This window comes from Aquimarina sp. AD10 (assembly GCF_003443715.1).
GTDB lineage: Bacteria > Bacteroidota > Bacteroidia > Flavobacteriales > Flavobacteriaceae > Aquimarina > Aquimarina aggregata.
On record NZ_CP031965.1, the window covers coordinates 1,306,606 to 1,325,175 of the forward strand.

An 18,570-nucleotide genomic window follows, 5' to 3' on the forward strand; every position below is an offset into this window, starting at 1 on the left:
ATGGAACAACAACATCATAAGGGCTGGAATGAAATAAAAACTAATGACTCTTGGGCTATCTTCAAGATCATGGGGGAATTTGTTAATGGATTTGAGAAAATGAGTAAAATAGGACCTTGTGTATCTATTTTTGGATCCGCTCGTACAAAAACTGATGACAAATACTATCAGTTAGCAGTAGATGTAGCTAAAAATATTGTAGACAATGGCTATGGTGTCATTACTGGTGGTGGACCTGGTATTATGGAAGCCGGAAATAAAGGAGCCCATTTAGGAGGCGGAACCTCTGTAGGGTTAAACATAGACTTACCTTTTGAACAACATGACAATCCATATATAGACAGTGATAAAAGTCTTGATTTTGATTACTTCTTTGTACGTAAGGTAATGTTTGTAAAATACTCACAAGGATTTGTAGTAATGCCTGGAGGTTTTGGAACCTTAGATGAATTATTTGAAGCGATGACATTAATACAAACCAAAAAAATAGCAAAATTTCCTATAATTCTTGTAAGCACAGAGTTTTGGGGTGGACTTATTGATTGGGTAAAAAGTACATTACTAAATAAATTTGGAAATATTAGCCCTGGTGATCTTGATCTTATTCATGTCGTAGATACGCCCGAAGAAGTACTTACTATTCTAGATAAGTTCTATGGTGAGTATAATTTAAGTCCAAATTTCTAAGTAATATCTTTGAACTTTAGACAATTATCAAATTCACACAAAATAAAATGCTTAAAACTAACTCAATTTCAGTATCAACCAATTCGTATGATAGCTTAGCGAAAGCTTCTTCTTATCTATTATTAATCAATTTTTCTAATATATAAAAAGAGTGAATCTCGCTAAAATATATTATTCCGTAATTGCATTTTTTATATGCTTTGTTGCTCATAGTCAACATAGTATTAAAATTGATGCAAGTCTTGATACCGAAAAAAAGATAGTATCAATTGAGCAAGAAGTTGTATTTACCAATACTTCTGAGCATGTATTAAAAGAAGTGTTTTTTCATGACTGGGCAAATAGTTTTGCAGGTAAAACAACCCCCTTAGGAAAACGATTTTCTGAAGATTTTTTGAAACGATTTTACTTTGCAAAAGATCATGAACGAGGTAGCACAATCATTCAAAAAATTAGCGATAACGCAACTAACGCCTTACAATGGAGTCGACACGAAGGGATAGCCGATATTATCAAAGTAATATGTACTAAACCTTTACTTCCTGGAGAGAGTCAAACATTTATTTTAAAGTATCAGATAAAAATTCCAAGTAGTAAATTTACTCGATATGGGTATCATGACAACGGTAATTTTGATTTAAAGTATTGGTACATTGTTCCTGCCGTATATGACACAAAATGGAATATCTATAGTCATAAAAATCTAGATGATCTTTACATGGAACTAAGTGATTACGAAATCGTTTTTACAGTTCCTGAAGAATACCATGTGGTAAGCGAATTAACTCAGAAAGAAATAGCTAGAAATTTACCTGAAGAAGAAGACCAAAATTTAAAAATTATAACACTTAGTGGCGAGAATCGAGGAGAAATAAATTTACATATAGGGAAACAGCCCAGTTTTTATAGTTTTCCTGCGGGAGATTTTATATTCATTAGCAATATAGACGATAACAATCTAATGCCAAAAATGAAATCTGTGGCTACAGAAAGGATTTTAGATTTCTTAAAGAAAAAACTAGGGCCTTATCCATATAATAAGATTGTTATTTCTGAAAGTGATTATAAAAATAATCCTGTTTATGGCTTAAACCAATTACCTGATTTTTTAAGACCATTTCCCGATGGCTTTCAATATGAAATTAAACAACTCAAAGCCATTACAGAAACGTATTTGGATAAAACATTATTGGTAAATCCCAGGCATGATACATGGATAAAAGATGCTTTACATATTTATCTAATGATCTCGTATACTGAACAGTTTTATCCCGATATGAAAATAATCGGTAAACTAAGCAAGGTTATTGGTATACGCTGGTTTCATATAGCAGATTTAGATTTTAATGATCAATATTTTTTAGCCTATAAAAATATGGCTAGATTATTTTTGGATCAACCCCTGTCGACTCCACAAGATAGCTTAGTAAAGTTCAACAAAAATATTGCTAATGCATACAAAGCTGGTGTAGGATTTAAATATCTAGAAGATTATCTCGAAAATGATAATGTTTTAGATGAGACTATAAAAGAGTTTTATTCCAAAAATGTACTTAAACATACGAGTTCTGAAAAATTTAAAGACATACTTCAATCTATAGCGCAAAAAGACGTAGAATGGTTTTTTAAAGATTTTGTAAACACAAACAAAAAACTGGATTTTAAAATCAAATCTGTAAAAAGAAAAAAAGACTCTTTAGAAGTTACCATAAAGAACAAAAAAGAGAATAGTATGCCTATCTCTTTATATGGATTAAGAAAAAAAGATGTTGTATCCAAAACATGGGTTACGGATATCGTAGGAACTAAAAAAGTCATGATACCTAATGATAACATAACCAAACTAGTATTGGATTATGAGCAAAATGTTCCCGAGATTAATAGAAGAAATAATTATAAAAATTTAAAATGGATACTCAATAAACCTATCCAGTTTAGATTATTAGAAGATGTTGAAGACCCTAGGTATAGCCAAATATTTTTTATTCCTGAGTTTGAATTTAATGTATATGATGGGTTTACTATAGCTTCAAAATTCTACAATAGTACATTGATAAGACGTAACTTTGAATACAATATATCACCTGCTTATGGATTTAGGTCACAAAAAATACTAGGCTCGGCTGCTTTCTTTTTTAGAAATCAAATAGCAGAACATGGACTATATCAGATTCGTTATGGTGTAAATGGAAGTATGTTTAGCTATGCTCCCGATTTATTATTTAGAAGGTTTTCTACCTCTGTAAGCTTCAATTTTAGACCAAAAGATTTAAGGTCTAATGAAAATCAACGATTAACAATAAGAAATGTAAATGTTTTTAGAGAGAGAGATGAAATAAATCCCGTTGTAACTCCAGATTATAATGTTTTTAATGCCAGATACGGCTATTCAGATTTCAATCTTACTGATTTTTTAGGATACAGTTTAGATTATCAAGTTTCAAAAAATTTCAGTAAACTTTCTACAACAATAAACTATAGAAAATTATTCTTAAACAATAGACAGTTAAACTTACGATTGTTTGCAGGAGCGTTTGTTTTTAATGATACAGAAAAAGATGGTGACTTTTTCAGCTTTGCGCTAGACCGCCCTACAGATTACTTGTTTGATTATAACTATCTAGGAAGAAGTGAAGATACAGGATTTACAAGTCAGCAAATTATTTTAGCAGAAGGTGGATTTAAGTCAAGACTGGATTCCCCGTTCGCAAATCAATGGATTACTACATTTAATGCCAATACGAATATCTGGAATTGGATATATGCATATGGAGATGCCGGTATTGTTAAGAACAGAGGAGAATCTGCCAAATATGTTTATGATGCCGGAGTAAGATTAAGTTTAGTTGCTGATTTTTTTGAACTCTTTTTCCAGTGGTATCAAACAAAGGATGGGAAATTGCACAACCAAATTATGACGAACAGATAAGATTTATTATTACGTTAAGTCCCGAAACGCTTATTGGACTTTTTACTAGATCATGGTACTAAAAATTGCAAATGTGAAAATTTTGAGCATTTGTTAATCAATACTTAAAATATTACTCAAAAACGATGATTTATCAATAAAAATCCAATTTTGATGTATTATACTCAAAACATTTAAGAGTTTAGCACTTGCAATTGGTCTGTATTTTGACTAAATTTGCAAACCTAAACTTCGTTCGTATGCAACCAGAAATAGTAAGCTCATCTAATATCTCATTTGAAGAATATAGAAATCAAATACTTAAAGATTACAAAATTGCAACTATAAGTAGAGAATGTAGCTTATTAGGCCGAAGAGAAGTACTAACTGGAAAATCAAAATTCGGAATATTCGGTGGCGGTAAAGAATTACCACAATTAGCAATGGCTAGAGTATTTCGCAATGGAGATTTTAGATCAGGGTATTATCGTGATCAAACTTTTATGATGGCCATTGATCAATATACAATTGAGCAATTTTTTGCTGGTCTCTATGCACATACCGATATAAACAAAGAGCCTTTTGCTGCAGGTAGACAAATGGGAGGGCATTTTGCAACGCATAGTCTAAATGAAGATGGCAGCTGGAAAAATCTTACGCAACAAAAAAACTCAAGTTCTGACATCTCCCCCACTGCTGGGCAAATGCCACGATTACTTGGTCTTGCACAAGCATCTAAAGTTTTTAGAAACGAAAAAAGTGTCTCTGATTTTTCTGATTTTTCTGTAAATGGAAATGAAGTAGCTTGGGGAACAATAGGTAACGCAAGTACCAGTGAAGGATTATTTTGGGAAACTGTAAATGCAGGTGGCGTACTACAAGTACCTATGGTTATAAGTATTTGGGATGATGAATACGGTATTTCTGTACATGCTAAACACCAGACTACAAAAGAAAATATTTCTTTAATCCTTGAAGGCTTTAGACGTGATGAAAATCATGAAGGATATGAAATTATAAAAGTTAACGGATGGGACTATGCTGCATTAATGGATGCCTATGAAACCGCTGAAGAGTTAGCTCGTGAAAAACATATTCCTGTAATTATACACGTTAAAGAACTAACTCAACCTCAAGGGCATTCTACTTCTGGATCTCATGAAAGATACAAAAGTGAAGAACGTTTAAATTGGGAAAGAGAGCATGATTGCAATAAGAAATTCAAAGAGTGGATCATCGATCACAATATTGCTACTACAGAAGAGCTTCTAGATATTGAAAAAGAGGCTAAAAAAGCCGTGCGTAAAGGCAAAAACACAGCATGGAACGCATATCTTTCTGAAATTAAAAATGAGCAAACAGAAGCCATTACTCTTCTTAAAGCTGTTGAAGGAATAAGTAAAAATAAAAATTTCATATCCCCACTAATAAGTGTTCTTGAATCAAAAGAAGAGCCTATTAGAAAAGATATATTAGAAGCTACAAGAAAAACACTTCGTTACATCACTAAAGAGAATTTTATAGAAAAAACCAATTTACAAAATTGGATAAATAGTTATATAAAAACTACGCAAGGAAAATATAGCGATCATTTATATAACGATTATGATTCTAAAGTGATAAATATTAACGAGGTTAAACCAGAGTATAACGAAAACTCTGAATTAGTCGACGGAAGAATCATCATTCGTGATAATTTTGACAATATATTTGATAGAGTTCCTGAAACACTAATTTTTGGAGAAGATAGTGGTAAAATCGGAGATGTAAACCAAGGTCTAGAAGGGTTACAAGAAAAATTTGGAGAAATTAGAATTTCTGACACTGGTATTCGTGAGGCTACAATAATAGGTCAAGGAATTGGTATGGCCATGAGAGGACTTAGACCCATTGCAGAAATACAATACTTAGACTATATTTTATACTGTATACAGGGACTAAGTGATGATCTTGCAACATTAAGATACAGAACTTTTGCAAAGCAAAAAGCTCCTCTAATTGTTAGAACGAGAGGACATCGATTAGAAGGAATATGGCATTCTGGATCGCAAATGGGAGGACTTATCCATTTATTAAGAGGTATTCATTTACTTGTACCTCGAAATATGACTAAAGCAGCAGGTTTTTACAATACACTATTAGACAGCGATGAACCAGCAATAGTTGTAGAATGTCTTAATGGATATCGTCTTAAAGAAAAAATGCCTGCTAATTTGCCAGAAACAAGAACTCCAATTGGTATCGTTGAAACAATAAAAGAAGGTACCGATATTACTTTAGTTTCTTATGGATCTACATTAAGGTTAGTAGAACAGGCTTCAAAAGAGTTATTAGCGGTTGGAATTAATGCCGAAATTATAGATGTTCAATCTTTACTCCCTTTCGATCTTAATCATGATATCGTAAAGAGTGTTGCCAAAACAAATAGAATTTTGGTTATTGACGAAGATGTACCTGGTGGTGCTACTGGTTATATTTTACACAAACTAATCGATGAGCAAAATATATATCAATATCTAGATAGCAAACCTCAAACATTAAGTGCACAGCCACATAGGCCTGCATTTGGTACCGATGGAGATTATTTTAGTAAACCATCTGTAGAAGACATTTTCGAAAAAATATATGATATAATGCATGAGGCTAATCCAGAAAATTATCCAAAACTAAGATAATTTACCGGTAATCCTCTATTCGAATACGTTTACCATCTTTATAAGATATAACGAAGATTCGTTTATCTAATATTCCAGACTGAATCAGTGTTTTTCTGAAATCTTGCGCTTCCGCTAACGTTTCAAAAATACCTAAACTCAGTTTGTACAAAGATGCATCACTATACACCAAGGTATTGGTAAATTTCTGAGAAATTGAAGATATTTTCTTATTGTTAGCAGCTTTAATTTGAACAGAAAATACCGTGTCTCTGCTTATTAAACTTCTATAAAGATATAAGTCTTGTATTTCTTTACTCGTAGCTTTTTCCTTTTTAAGGATCTCCAATTCATTTTTTGCAATATTTAACTCATTTTGCAATGCTAAAATTTCTTGGGCATACTTACTATTAGCTTGTGATTTTTTAGAAGTAGATTTATTAGAATAAAAGGCATTTGCTATTAAGAATACTGCTAATAACAAGAAAACAACAGAAAAGGATCCAAATAGTCTATTTGATTTTCTTGTTCTCCTTAACTTTTCTGCTTCTATTTCAAGAAGATCTTCCAATTTTTTTTGTTTTATCTCGGACTTTTCTATCTGATAATGTAATGATAGTAAATCCTCATCTTTAAGAACTTTCATGGCTGGGGGAAATTTATGAAGTTTTATGTTACACTAAAGATTATAAATCATACAACGCTTAAAGGAGTTTTTGTTGAGATATTTTATACACAATATCATTATTAGTTTCTAAGATTAAAACAGGTTGGTCTAAAATAATCTTTTGAAAAGCTTTTAATGGAAATCCATTAGATATTTGATTAATTTTATCAATCTTCACTCTCACTTTATCGTCCAGTTCCAGAATTCTTGATGATGAATTCTTGTTATGAATATAATAATTATTATACAAAAAATACAATGTATCTCCCTTTTTATCAATATCATACTCAGCTTCTCCGTATTCTTTTGCTTTTTTCACAGCTAATCTTCCTTTATAAAACTCTATAAAGTCTACTTCAACAAAAATGGCATCGTTACTTTTAAAAGCCTTTTTAACATAACCGTATTGCCTTTTAAATTTACGCTTTGATTTATTTAGAGAATCCTTATCTGATCCAATACTATCATTAGCTACTACAATTCGCGAACCTGAGCTATCATACATATATGCTTCTGAAGAATCCTTAGTACTATTCATTTCTTCAGAGATTCCTTCTTTTAGTTTTTGTACTTCTTGTTGTAATGAATCATTAATCATAAGAAGCTTCTTCATTTCATTAGAGTTTTCAACAGATGGTGCATCTGAAGGAAAAATCATATTATTTTGAATCAAATAAAAACTACCAGCAATCATAAGCAAAATTAGCCCGATTATAAGCACGAAATACATATTTCTAATACGCTTACTCTTCTTTAAATCTTCTGAAATAGACTTAAGACGATCTTCAAATTTTTGCTGCTTAATATCAGTTTTTTCAATCTGATAATGCATTGACAACAGTTCTTCTTCTTTTTTATCCATTTTATAAACAGTTATACTTTTAACAAAAAGTAATTAAAAGCTATTTACAATTAAGGCTGCCACTTTATATCCTTAAAATTAGGTTTTCTTTTTTCTAAAAAAGCATCTCTTCCTTCTTTTGCTTCATCGGTCATATAGGCTAGTCTCGTTGCTTCTCCCGCAAACACTTGTTGCCCAACCATACCATCATCGGTAAGATTCATTGCAAATTTCAACATTTTTATAGAAGTAGGAGATTTTTCTAATATTTCTTGGCCCCACTCATAGGCTGTACTTTCTAGGTCTTTATGAGGAATTACAGCATTAACCATTCCCATTTCATATGCTTCTTGAGCTGAATAATTTCTTCCTAAGAAAAATATTTCACGAGCCTTTTTCTGTCCTACCATTTTTGCTAAATATGCTGACCCATACCCACCGTCAAAGCTAGTTACATCTGCATCTGTCTGCTTAAAAATTGCATGTTCTTTACTAGCTAGAGTAAGATCACAGACAACATGTAAACTATGTCCTCCTCCTACTGCCCATCCAGGTACTACTGCGATCACAACTTTAGGCATAAACCTTATAAGTCTTTGTACTTCTAAAATATTCAATCTATGTCTTCCATCATCTCCAACATACCCCTGATGCCCTCTCGCCTTTTGGTCTCCTCCACTACAAAAACTATATACTCCATCTTTTGTAGATGGCCCTTCTGCAGACAATAAAACAACACCTATTGACGTATCTTCCTGAACATCATAAAAAGCATCATACAATTCACTTGTTGTATTAGGTCTAAAAGCATTTCTAACATTTGGTCTATTAAATGCAATCCGTGCTACACCATTTGCTTTTTTATAGGTTATATCTTTATACTCTTTTACCGTTTTCCAATCTATTGAACTCATTATACTATTATTTTTTCACTATCAAAAATACTACAATATAGCTTACCACACCACATCAATCACAAGGCAAATCTAAGAAAATCATAAAATTTTGTGTTTTTTTAGGTTTACAAAGAAGATTTAGCATAGTTTTTGATATAATTTTATATATTGATAGAATATTTATAATTATGAGAGGTTTTTTAGTTGTACTAATAGGGTGTTTTTGCTGTATTTCTTATGGACAAGAAACAAAGAGTAAATCTATTATTATAGAAATAGAAGATATTCAGTTAGAGAAACTAGGTGCTCCTTTGTCTTTTATAACAGAAAACACTCCTGAAACCAGCAAGTACCAACTACAAAAGGTAGATCTAAGTATTGACCTGCGTGAGCAATATCTCAGAAAAAAGAACAAGGTTACAACAATGTATTTACCAGAAAATAAGTTTGTTAATGCTAAATACAATGTAGCAATACCACAACCTCAAACAAAAAGAACATCATTTAGTATATCAGGAAATGGTTACGGTAATTCTAACACCAATTCTAGCGGTATAAAAAATATTGCTTATAAAGATGCTTCCCTATATAGCGGAGCTTTCTGCCCTATTACTGGTTTGGCATATTAATTTTCTTTTAAGACTCACCGTTACTATAATATTTGGCATTTTCTTTTAAACTTGAATTTGATTTTTCTTCATCGTAGAGATGTGTTAATACTCCTAGTTCTTCTTTTATAGAATCAACCTTATCTATTAATAGTTTCATTTCATTTTCGAGATTCGTGCCATTCTCTTCATTCTTACGCTTTACTTTAGCTTTCATTTCTATCTCTGTTTTAGTTTCATCCATTCCGTTCACTATCACTCCAATAAAAAGATTAAGAACCACCATAGTCCCTATTAAAACAAAAGATACAAAAAACATGGACGCCAAAATCGGAGAGCTTTTGGGATTGACACATAATGCTTCGTTACCATCATATCCATATGAATCACACCCATACATATTGATATACATGATATCTGTCCAATCTTCTAAAGTAATCACCCTAAAAAGAGACAGTATACTTCTCTGCAAGTTTTCAAAATGAATTGGGTCATTTTCTCCAAATAAGAATACAGCCATAGCACCATATATGTAAAACAACATACCTAGCAATAAACTGATATAAGCCATAGATGGTATACTTCTTAATAGTGCACCAACGATTAACTGTAATTCTGAAAGTGCAGTAATTAATTTAAAAACTCTAAGAATTCGAATTAGCCTGAGTACAGGAAGAAACTCTGCATTATCTCCTAAAAATGGCCCAATATAGCAGGCAACAACTATAAAAAAATCAAATAAATTCCAGGGATCTTTAAAATAATTTTGAGGTTGACTTCCTTCCGCTGTAATTTTTATTAGAACTTCAACAGTAAAAATGATTAAAATTATCCAATCAAGTTTATCAATAATAGTTGTCCAGTGCGCGACTTTTTCTCCATAAGTCTGTATGCCTACCAAAACTCCGGCAAGTAAAATAACAACAATTATAAAGTTTTGGAACCACTTAGAATCTGCAATTTTTTTGCATAGTAAGACCATTAGAAATAAAAGGTTAAGTTGTTGAAATTATTTAGTTTGAGAATATAAATTTAAAAAAATAAATCATTTATGAATTTATAGTCAACTACTTAAACAAATTTCAGTTCCTTTTATTGCTTATTCTAACAATCGTATTCCATCTTTTTCTATTGAGATTTTTCTAGCTTTATATAGTGTACCAATTGCTTTTTTAAAACTCTTTTTACTCAATTGAAAAACAGCTTCAATATCTTTAGGGTCTGATTTATCATTTAAATCTATAAAACCGCCACTTGACTCTAATTCTTTTAAAATTTGCTGAGCATTAGGCTCAATACCTCTAAATCCGTGTCTTTGAAGGGTAATATCTATTTTTCCATCGGGACGAACCTTTTTTACAAATCCTTTTAACTGATCTCCCACACTTATTTTTTGGAAAATCTCGTCGCTATAGACTAACCCAAGGTATTTTTGGTTTACAATCATATTCCACCCTTGAGGAGAAGGATGAGATGCTATTAGGTCTACCTCGTCAAAAGGTGATAATAATACTAAAGAATTATCAAGAAATTTATTTGTTTTACTAGAAGCAAGCAACCTATTTGTTTCTTGATCTAAATAAACATACACAAGGTACCAACTACCTTTTCGCATCTTTGATGCCTGCTCTTTAAAGGGCACAAAAAGATCTTTTTCTAAACCCCAATCTAAAAACGCCCCAATTTCAGCAACACTAGTACATTTTAAATAAGCAAAAGATTTTACTGTTGCATAGGGTTCTAGTGTAGTAGCTACAATACGTTCAGAACTATCTAAATATACAAATACCTTAATTTCATCTCGAATTTTAAATTCTTCAGGAACATATTTATTAGGCAATAAAACTTCATCTCCTTCTTCATCACAGAGATAAATTCCTTGATCTCTTTCTCTTACTACTTCTAAAGTATTATATACGCCAAGTTTTAGCATTTCTTAAATTTTTGTGCAAAGATACTTTTTTAAAATTATGAATACAGATAAGACTCATGTTTTTAATTTATCCTAAAAATTGATGGAGTAAAAAGAAACCTCGGTAGTATAAAACTACCGAGGTTTCTTTTTCACAATAAATTGCTACAATCTAGGGCACTTATATCCCCTATTTGTATACAGATTCTTTTTTGAAATGTTTTGTCAAAAGATAATAAACAACAGCTCTGTACTTATTACGGTTAGATTTACCATAAGCATCGATAACTGAAGCAATAGCCTCGTCTAACTTAGCTCCGTCTGCAAGACCTAACTTTTTAATAAGAAAATTTTTCTTTACTGTTTCCAATTCTTTTGGATCACTACCAGATACTGTAGCTGCATCAGCATTATAAATTGATGGTCCGCATCCTATTGTAACTTTAGTTAATAGATCCATATCAGGTGTCTGACCTATTTTATCTTTGATGTCAGCAGCGTACTTAGTGATTAGTTCATCTCTCTTACTCATAAGGTGATTATGTTTTAGGTTATTAGTTAATTATTACTTGTTTATCCAAAGATAGATGAAATATAAATGAATAAATAACTAATAAAGTATATCCAACATTGCTTATTAGATGAAATGCTTAAAATAATCGATTAAAGTACTGTCGTTTTCTTTTCTAGGCGTAAAAATCTCTAATAATTGAGGTACATTATTATTTTGATACAGCAATTGCATCTTTTCTCTAACCTCTTCATGATCGCTTGCGCTATGATATTTAAAACCATACATTTTACATAAATGTATCGCTGTAAGATTATGAGTCGTTTCAAAATATGTACTAAAATTTGTATTTTCTTCTTTCCCAGGTAGTATTCTAAAAATGCCCCCTCCCTGATTATTTATTATAATAATTTTAAAGTTAGAAGGGATGTAATTATTCCATAAAGCATTACTATCATAAAAGAAACTTAAATCCCCAGAAATTAAAGTAGTTGCCCCAGATATTAATGATGCTCCTATAGCTGTTGATGTACTGCCATCGATACCACTAGTCCCTCTATTGCAGAATACTTTAAATGACGGTTTTAATGAAAATAACTGGGCATAACGAACAGTTGAGCTATTACTCAATTGTATTATTTGATTTTCTGGAATTTCACTGAATAGTGTTTCAAAAACTTTAAGATCACTAAACACAATATCGTTAAGATATATTTTATGCTTATCTCTTCTTTGATCTCGAATAGAAATCCATTTTGATTTATAAGTACTTTTTATGGGTAATGTATCGGGTAAAAAATCTTTAAAAAAAGAATTAGGTTTTAGTTTTATATGCTCTGTTAAACAAAAATATGTATCAAACGCCTTTTTATCATCTACATGCCAATGTGATTGTGGTTGGTATTTTCTTAAAAAAGCTTTAATACGTTTAGAGACCACCATTCCTCCTATTGTTAATAGAACATCAGGTTGGAGTTCTTCAAACTCTTCTGCCGATAAAGATGTTATTAATTGGTCAATACAATTAATATGACTAGAATGATAAATATTTGATGTAGTTTCTGTTAAAACCAAAACAGAAGGATCTTTTGCTAATAACTCTATCCATTCTAGGTCTACTACCTCTGGCGAGTTAACCCCTATAAGGATCATTTTACGTTTTGATGTGTTCCATAAATTTACCATTTCTAAATGAACATTTTTTGCAATATGATGTTCTGGATATTCAACCGGTATATTTTTAGGAAACACAGAAGGTTTGGTTATTTTATCATACAAAGGTTCATAAAAAGGTACATTAATATGAACAGGTCCCTTTTGCTCAATTGCCTTATTTAAAGCGAGGTTAATCTCTCTCTCGTTATGCTTTTGCGCTTCATGTTGCTTTTGCTGGACTTTAATATCATCAATTTTTTTCTCTGTTACGATCTCTGAGTAAAGATTTGCAGAATACAAAATATGATTTTCGAATACATTTTTTTGTCGTATGGTCTGACCATCCCCTATATCAATGCGTTCTATCGGTCTATCTGCACTTAGCACCACTAAAGGGATATCACTATAAAATGCTTCAGAGATCGCAGGATAATAATTTAACAAAGCACTACCAGATGTACAAACTAATGCTACCGGTTTTTTTATCTGTTGCGCGATTCCTAATGCAAAAAAAGCTGCACAACGTTCATCAACTATACTATAGCATTTCATTTCAGGATGCTCGCTAAAACCTATAGTTAATGGAGCATTTCTTGATCCCGGTGAAATAACAATATGATATATATCTTTAGCCTCACATAAAGAAACAATGGTTTGTGCTAAAGGGATTTTTGAATATAAGCGTGTTTTCATTCGAAAAGCTAAATTACAATATCATACTAATTTACACTAGCGTTTTTGTAGTAATTTACAACAAAACATTTTTCATTGTTTCGGTTTTTCTTACGGTTTCTTCCCATTCTAATTCTGGAATAGAGTCTTTTGTAATTCCTCCTCCTACATAAATACTTGCTTTATTTTCCGAAATAGACATACATCTAAGATTAACATATAAATTTGATTGCATCTCCTCGTTTGAGGCAAAACTAACCTCTCCTAAAAAGCCTGTATAATACTTTCTATCATAACCTTCTTCTTGTAAGATAAAAGACTTGGCATTATCTTTAGGCAATCCACAAACAGCTGGTGTTGGGTGTAACACATTGATAACATTATGAAATTGTGGTATCATTTCATCACTTATACCGCCTTGAATATCTGTTCGCAAATGTAATAATGTACCAGCCTTATGGGTATATCTTTCAGAAGATGAAATATTCTTTATCACTGATGAAAGTTGTTTTAGTACAAAATCAGTAACCATTGCTTGCTCTTCTTTCTCTTTATCCCCCCATTGTACATCTACCGTATCTATATATGGTTGTGTTCCAGCTAAAGCCATTGTGTGAAAGCTCCCTTCTTTAGTTTCAACCAGTGTTTCTGGAGTAGCTCCTAACCAAAGCCCTACTTTAGGATGATACCAACAATACACAAAGGCATTAGGATATTTATTCAACAGTTCAGAAAATACATCTAACAAATTATTATTAGTAAAATCAACTTCTTCTTTACGTGATAGTACTACTTTTTTTAAAATACCGGATTTAATTTCTTGAATACCCTTATTTACTAATTTAATGTGCTCTTGTTTAGAAAGATCATTAACTGTTCTATTTTCTCGAAAACTATCAATATTCTCAGGCGCAACTAATTTAGCTAAGGCGCACTGGTAATGTTCACTATTTTTAACAGGAATAAGAATTGATTTTGATTTGTTATCAAATGGTGCAAAAACAAAACCAGAAGTATCATAAGAATCCATTTGATGTAATACATCATTCTTTTGTAAAAGACATTTTAATATATCTTCACCCGGTTTACGATAAACTACAAAAGGTAATTTGTCTTGGTATTGTTTATTGATTTTAGTAAAAACATCCTTTATGTTCATACTATTTTCTTTTTGGAAGTGCTATAGTAGTTAATTTTACAATAGATATTAGATTTTCTTCTTCGTCTCTAATTTTAATATCCCATAATTGAGTCGTTCTTCCTTGATGAACTACCTCTGCGCGAGCAAATACATATCCACTTCTAATACTCTTAACATGATTAGCAGAAATTTCTATTCCCCGAATACTAAACTCTTTACTATTCAGAAACATCTGAGTTGCAGCACTACCAACACTTTCTGCCAAAGCCACCATCGCTCCGCCATGTAACACTCCATCTGGTTGATGCACTCGAGGTGTAACTGGCATTTTTGCTATTAAGTAGTCCTTACCTACTTCGCAAAAAGAAATCTCTAGTGTTTCCATAAGAGTATTTTTACACATTTTTGCGCATTGTTCCAACACTTCTTCTTGTGTTAATTTCATAGTGACATAAAATTTTAAGTAAAAATAAACAAAGGCACTAAAATATTCTAACTATATTTATTTATTATTTTAACGAACGTTCAATAAAATGCCATCTATAAAAACATCTAAAGAAGAGTTATTGCAAAAAGTCATACCGGTGCTAAGAGTTAGAGGTGTACACAATAGTAGTTTAAGTGCATTGGCTAAAGCATGTAACATTCAAAAATCTCATTTTTATTATTACTTCAATAATAAAGAAACACTAATAAAAGAAGTATTAGATACAGTGTACAGTTACTTTAATTACAATTTCTCTCGAATTATCAAGAATGATGAGTTAAGTCTAGATCAAAAACTTCTTAAACTAAAACAATTACTGTATAAAGTATTTAGCATATCGGATGGAGGTTGTATTATGGCAAATACTGCATTAGAGACTATCCATCTTGATCCAATTTATAAAACCGAAATACGTCTTTTCTTTCAAGATTTCATTTCAGGAATACAGGTATTGCTAGAACATCACCATTCTTCAAAAGACTCTTTAGTACTTGCAGAACAAATTGTTCAAGATATTGAAGGTGGTATTTTATTAGTGCAAGTGTATGATGACCAAAAATATTTAAAGAATGCTATTTCCAGAATGGAAAAATTAATACTAAACAAATAATTGATGACAACACATACTATCAACTCTTTTGACAATTATCCAATTGTAGTTCATGAATTTAAACCTCAAACTCCGAATCAAAAAACTGTAGTATTCGCCCCTGCTGTTGCTGTTCCCCAAAAATTTTATTTCAATATGGCTAAATATTTAGCTAACAAGGGATGTAATGTATTTACATTTGATTATCGCAGTATTGGTTATTCACGATCACAAAATATTAAATACCTAAAAGATCATGGTTATTTTTCTTGGGCTTTAGATTTTAAAACCATCTCGAAATATGCAAAAGAAAAATTCCCAAATAATCAACAATACATGATTGGGCATAGTTATGGTGGGAACAGTATTGGTTTTAGTGATGCCCATCAATATTATGACAAATACTTAACAATAGCCTCTCAATTTGGGTATTACAAGCATTTTTCTTTAAAGATGAAATTACTTATTCATCTAAATTTTAGGTTATTCGTACCAATCACGACAACCCTTTTAGGATACTATCCCTCTAATTGGTTTGGGCTAGGAAGTCCACTAACTACAAAAACAGCAAAAGACTGGGCTACATTCTTACTGCATCCTGATTCTATGCTGCATTTTACCAAAGGAAACAACACTACATATTATGAAGACATCAAAGCTCCAATGTTATTGATAAGCATTGAAGATGATCTTTTTGCGCCAAAAAAATCAGTTGATATTTTAGGCAAACGGGTATATAACAATGCTAACATCACAAGAAAACACATTACGCCTTCGGATTATAATTTAAAAACTATTGGTCATTTTGATTTTTTTAGAATAAAAAATCAAGATATCTTGTGGCCTCTTATAAACGAATGGTTTCAGTTATAAAATCACAATACTAATTATGCAAAAAGAAGCAACATATCAATCTATTAACACCTATGATACGTTAAACGAATTAACTTCTAAAACAAAAAATGTATGGTTGGTATTTCATGGTATTGGATATCTAAGTCGATATTTTATTCGTTTGTTTGAGAGTTTAGACAAAGAAGAGAATTATATCATTGCACCTCAAGCTCCTTCGAAATATTACAAAGGAGAAGATTACCGACGTGTTGGCGCTAGTTGGCTTACCAAAGAAAATACAAAAACAGAAACCCAGAACGTACTTAATTATATTGATGCTGTTGTAGCTGCCGAAAACATACCAAACACTACAAGGTTTGTTATTTTAGGATATTCGCAAGGTGTTAGTATTGCGAGTCGTTGGATAGCTAGTAGGAAAAAGAACTGCCACGCTATTGTAATGATTTCTGGTGGTTTTCCTAAAGAATTGTCCAAAGACGATTTCACATTTATGTCAACAGATACCAAGGTAACACATATTCTAGGAGAAAAAGATCCTTATTTCGAAATAGAAAAGGTAAATGCCGAGAAAGAACGTGTAAAACAAATCATACCACAAATTGAATTTAGGACTCATTCTGGTGGACATGAATTAGATCCAAAAACACTAGTTAATGTCCTTTGATATATTAGATTATCATTTTTAATATTTTATAATTAATCTTTTAAAACCCTACTAGGCTCTGTCTGAAATATTGAATTTATCTCATAAGCTAAATCTTCTACATTTTTCCCTTCTGATTTCATTTTAGAAATTACTATTTTATTCTTTTTCGCTTTTAACGGATTATTAAATAGCATTACATCTGTAAGATTTGTAAGGTGATATAAAGGCCATAAATTGTTTATATGATTTCCTTCTAATGCCAACCATCTTAAATCCGACATATTTGCTACAGGAAGTAAAGATTTTATTTGATTTCTAGAAATCAATAGTTTTTTCATCTTTACTAAATCAACTAAAGCAGAAATATCTTTCAAACTATTATCTCTAAGATCCAGCCATTCTATACTATCCATATTTTTTATAAAAGATAAATCAATTATACTGCAGTTTTTAAGAGTTAAAACTCCAATATTTTTCAATTTTGATAAAGGAGAAAAATTTTTGATCTCATTATCTTCCAAATTTAATTGTACAACATTAGCTAATAGACTAATAACCTCGATATCTGAAATATAATTGTTTCCAAGAATAAGTATTTCTAGCTTTGATAATTTTGCCAATACGCTTATATCTTTCACTTTATTATTCGGGATCCAGATTCCATGTAAATCTACTAATTCAGATAATGGAGATAAATCTTCTAACATATTAAATGCCATATTAAAATGCGTTAGCTCTTTCCAATTTTCTACAACAGATATATTGCTTATTTTATTAAAATTAAATGTAATTCCCTTTAAATGCACAAGCTTATCTAGTTTTCTTAAGTCATATATTTGATTTCTATCCATTGACAAATTCTCTAAATTAACCAGATTTGAGAGTGATTTTACATCAGACACTAGATTTCCATTTAAGCTAAGTTTTTTAAGACTTTTAAGCTCTTGCAAAGGCTCTAAGTCTTCTATTTTGTTGTTATCTAGATACAATGTTTTCAGGTTTTTAGCATATTCTAATCCTTTAAGGTTTACTATTCCTTTTCCGATAGCTACAAATCGTGTTAAAGATTCAAGATCATCTTTAGTGATATCCCCAGTAGGTTTATCTTGAAATTCTCGGATAGCTTTTTCTAAATAAAAATCTGGAATATCTATTTTTTCTGATTTGCTATATACTGCAGATGATGCAATTAATAGAACTACTAGAAAACTCATTCTTTTTTTAAAACTCATTACTAAACTTATCATAACTATATTATTGGTGAGCAAGCAAAGCTATTTTGATATTAAACAGAATTAAAAAGAATTAGGATGAAATATGTTCCAAAATATAATTTGGAAC

Annotated in this window: 17 protein-coding genes; 7 read left to right on the forward strand and 10 right to left on the reverse strand. The window is 31.2% G+C overall.

What is annotated here, in order from left to right; translation table 11 throughout:
- The 3 genes from D1816_RS05555 (at position 1) to D1816_RS05565 (ending at position 6,270) form a co-directional block, all read left to right on the forward strand.
- Positions 1–687: a TIGR00730 family Rossman fold protein gene (locus tag D1816_RS05555; protein ID WP_066309415.1), complete on the forward strand. Its 687-nt coding sequence runs from the start codon at positions 1–3 to the stop codon at positions 685–687.
- 151 nt (positions 688–838) lie between these two features.
- Positions 839–3,616, forward strand: coding sequence for a metalloprotease (locus D1816_RS05560; protein WP_240338682.1), 2,778 nt, complete (start codon positions 839–841; stop codon positions 3,614–3,616).
- Positions 3,617–3,855: 239 nt separating this feature from the next.
- Complete coding sequence (locus D1816_RS05565; RefSeq protein ID WP_118501483.1) at positions 3,856–6,270, forward strand: thiamine pyrophosphate-dependent enzyme; 2,415 nt, start codon at positions 3,856–3,858, stop codon at positions 6,268–6,270.
- 1 nt (position 6,271) lies between these two features.
- Here the strand turns inward: D1816_RS05565 and D1816_RS05570 are convergent, their stop codons facing one another.
- From D1816_RS05570 to D1816_RS05580, 3 genes are read right to left on the reverse strand one after another with little or no spacing between them, the layout of a single operon-like run.
- Entirely contained in the window at positions 6,272–6,895 is a 624-nt protein-coding gene (locus tag D1816_RS05570; protein ID WP_118501485.1) for a hypothetical protein, read from the reverse strand.
- A gap of 58 nt (positions 6,896–6,953) precedes the next feature.
- Positions 6,954–7,778, reverse strand: coding sequence for a hypothetical protein (locus D1816_RS05575; protein ID WP_118501487.1), 825 nt, complete (start codon positions 7,776–7,778; stop codon positions 6,954–6,956).
- Positions 7,779–7,828: 50 nt separating this feature from the next.
- Positions 7,829–8,671 carry a 1,4-dihydroxy-2-naphthoyl-CoA synthase gene (locus D1816_RS05580; RefSeq protein WP_198403790.1) on the reverse strand — a complete coding sequence of 281 codons (843 nt, stop codon included), beginning with the start codon at positions 8,669–8,671 and terminating at the stop codon, positions 7,829–7,831.
- 170 nt (positions 8,672–8,841) lie between these two features.
- On the opposite strand from D1816_RS05580, the gene D1816_RS05585 reads away from it, so the two are divergent.
- Positions 8,842–9,282, forward strand: a complete 441-nt coding sequence (locus tag D1816_RS05585) for a hypothetical protein (protein ID WP_118501489.1) — start codon at positions 8,842–8,844, stop codon at positions 9,280–9,282.
- Between the two features lie 7 nt (positions 9,283–9,289).
- Here D1816_RS05585 and D1816_RS05590 read toward each other — a convergent pair whose 3' ends face one another.
- From D1816_RS05590 to D1816_RS05615, 6 genes are all read right to left on the reverse strand, one after another.
- Entirely contained in the window at positions 9,290–10,243 is a 954-nt protein-coding gene (locus D1816_RS05590; protein WP_066309399.1) for an ion transporter, read from the reverse strand.
- Positions 10,244–10,360: 117 nt separating this feature from the next.
- Entirely contained in the window at positions 10,361–11,194 is an 834-nt protein-coding gene (locus tag D1816_RS05595) for a S1 RNA-binding domain-containing protein (protein ID WP_066309396.1), read from the reverse strand.
- Positions 11,195–11,363: 169 nt separating this feature from the next.
- On the reverse strand, positions 11,364–11,705 hold the full coding sequence (locus D1816_RS05600; protein WP_066309394.1) for a DUF2853 family protein: 342 nt from the start codon (positions 11,703–11,705) through the stop codon (positions 11,364–11,366).
- 105 nt (positions 11,706–11,810) lie between these two features.
- Positions 11,811–13,532, reverse strand: coding sequence for a 2-succinyl-5-enolpyruvyl-6-hydroxy-3-cyclohexene-1-carboxylic-acid synthase (menD, locus tag D1816_RS05605; protein WP_118501491.1), 1,722 nt, complete (start codon positions 13,530–13,532; stop codon positions 11,811–11,813).
- Positions 13,533–13,587: 55 nt separating this feature from the next.
- Positions 13,588–14,670 carry a chorismate-binding protein gene (locus tag D1816_RS05610; RefSeq protein WP_118501493.1) on the reverse strand — a complete coding sequence of 361 codons (1,083 nt, stop codon included), beginning with the start codon at positions 14,668–14,670 and terminating at the stop codon, positions 13,588–13,590.
- A gap of 1 nt (position 14,671) precedes the next feature.
- Entirely contained in the window at positions 14,672–15,097 is a 426-nt protein-coding gene (locus D1816_RS05615; RefSeq protein WP_066309385.1) for a PaaI family thioesterase, read from the reverse strand.
- 88 nt (positions 15,098–15,185) lie between these two features.
- On the opposite strand from D1816_RS05615, the gene D1816_RS05620 reads away from it, so the two are divergent.
- The 3 genes from D1816_RS05620 to D1816_RS05630 are packed head-to-tail and all read left to right on the forward strand — an operon-like array spanning position 15,186 to position 17,247.
- Positions 15,186–15,749 (forward strand): TetR/AcrR family transcriptional regulator, encoded by a 564-nt coding sequence (locus D1816_RS05620; protein WP_066309378.1) that lies wholly within the window; start codon positions 15,186–15,188, stop codon positions 15,747–15,749.
- 3 nt (positions 15,750–15,752) lie between these two features.
- The gene (locus D1816_RS05625; RefSeq protein ID WP_066309377.1) at positions 15,753–16,601 is read left to right on the forward strand and encodes an alpha/beta fold hydrolase; all 849 of its coding nucleotides are present in this window, start codon (positions 15,753–15,755) and stop codon (positions 16,599–16,601) included.
- A gap of 16 nt (positions 16,602–16,617) precedes the next feature.
- The gene (locus D1816_RS05630) at positions 16,618–17,247 is read left to right on the forward strand and encodes an alpha/beta hydrolase (RefSeq protein WP_118501495.1); all 630 of its coding nucleotides are present in this window, start codon (positions 16,618–16,620) and stop codon (positions 17,245–17,247) included.
- Between the two features lie 32 nt (positions 17,248–17,279).
- On the opposite strand, the gene D1816_RS05635 is transcribed toward D1816_RS05630, so the two are convergent.
- The gene (locus D1816_RS05635) at positions 17,280–18,476 is read right to left on the reverse strand and encodes a leucine-rich repeat domain-containing protein (RefSeq protein WP_118501497.1); all 1,197 of its coding nucleotides are present in this window, start codon (positions 18,474–18,476) and stop codon (positions 17,280–17,282) included.
- Positions 18,477–18,570: the final 94 nt, after the last annotated feature.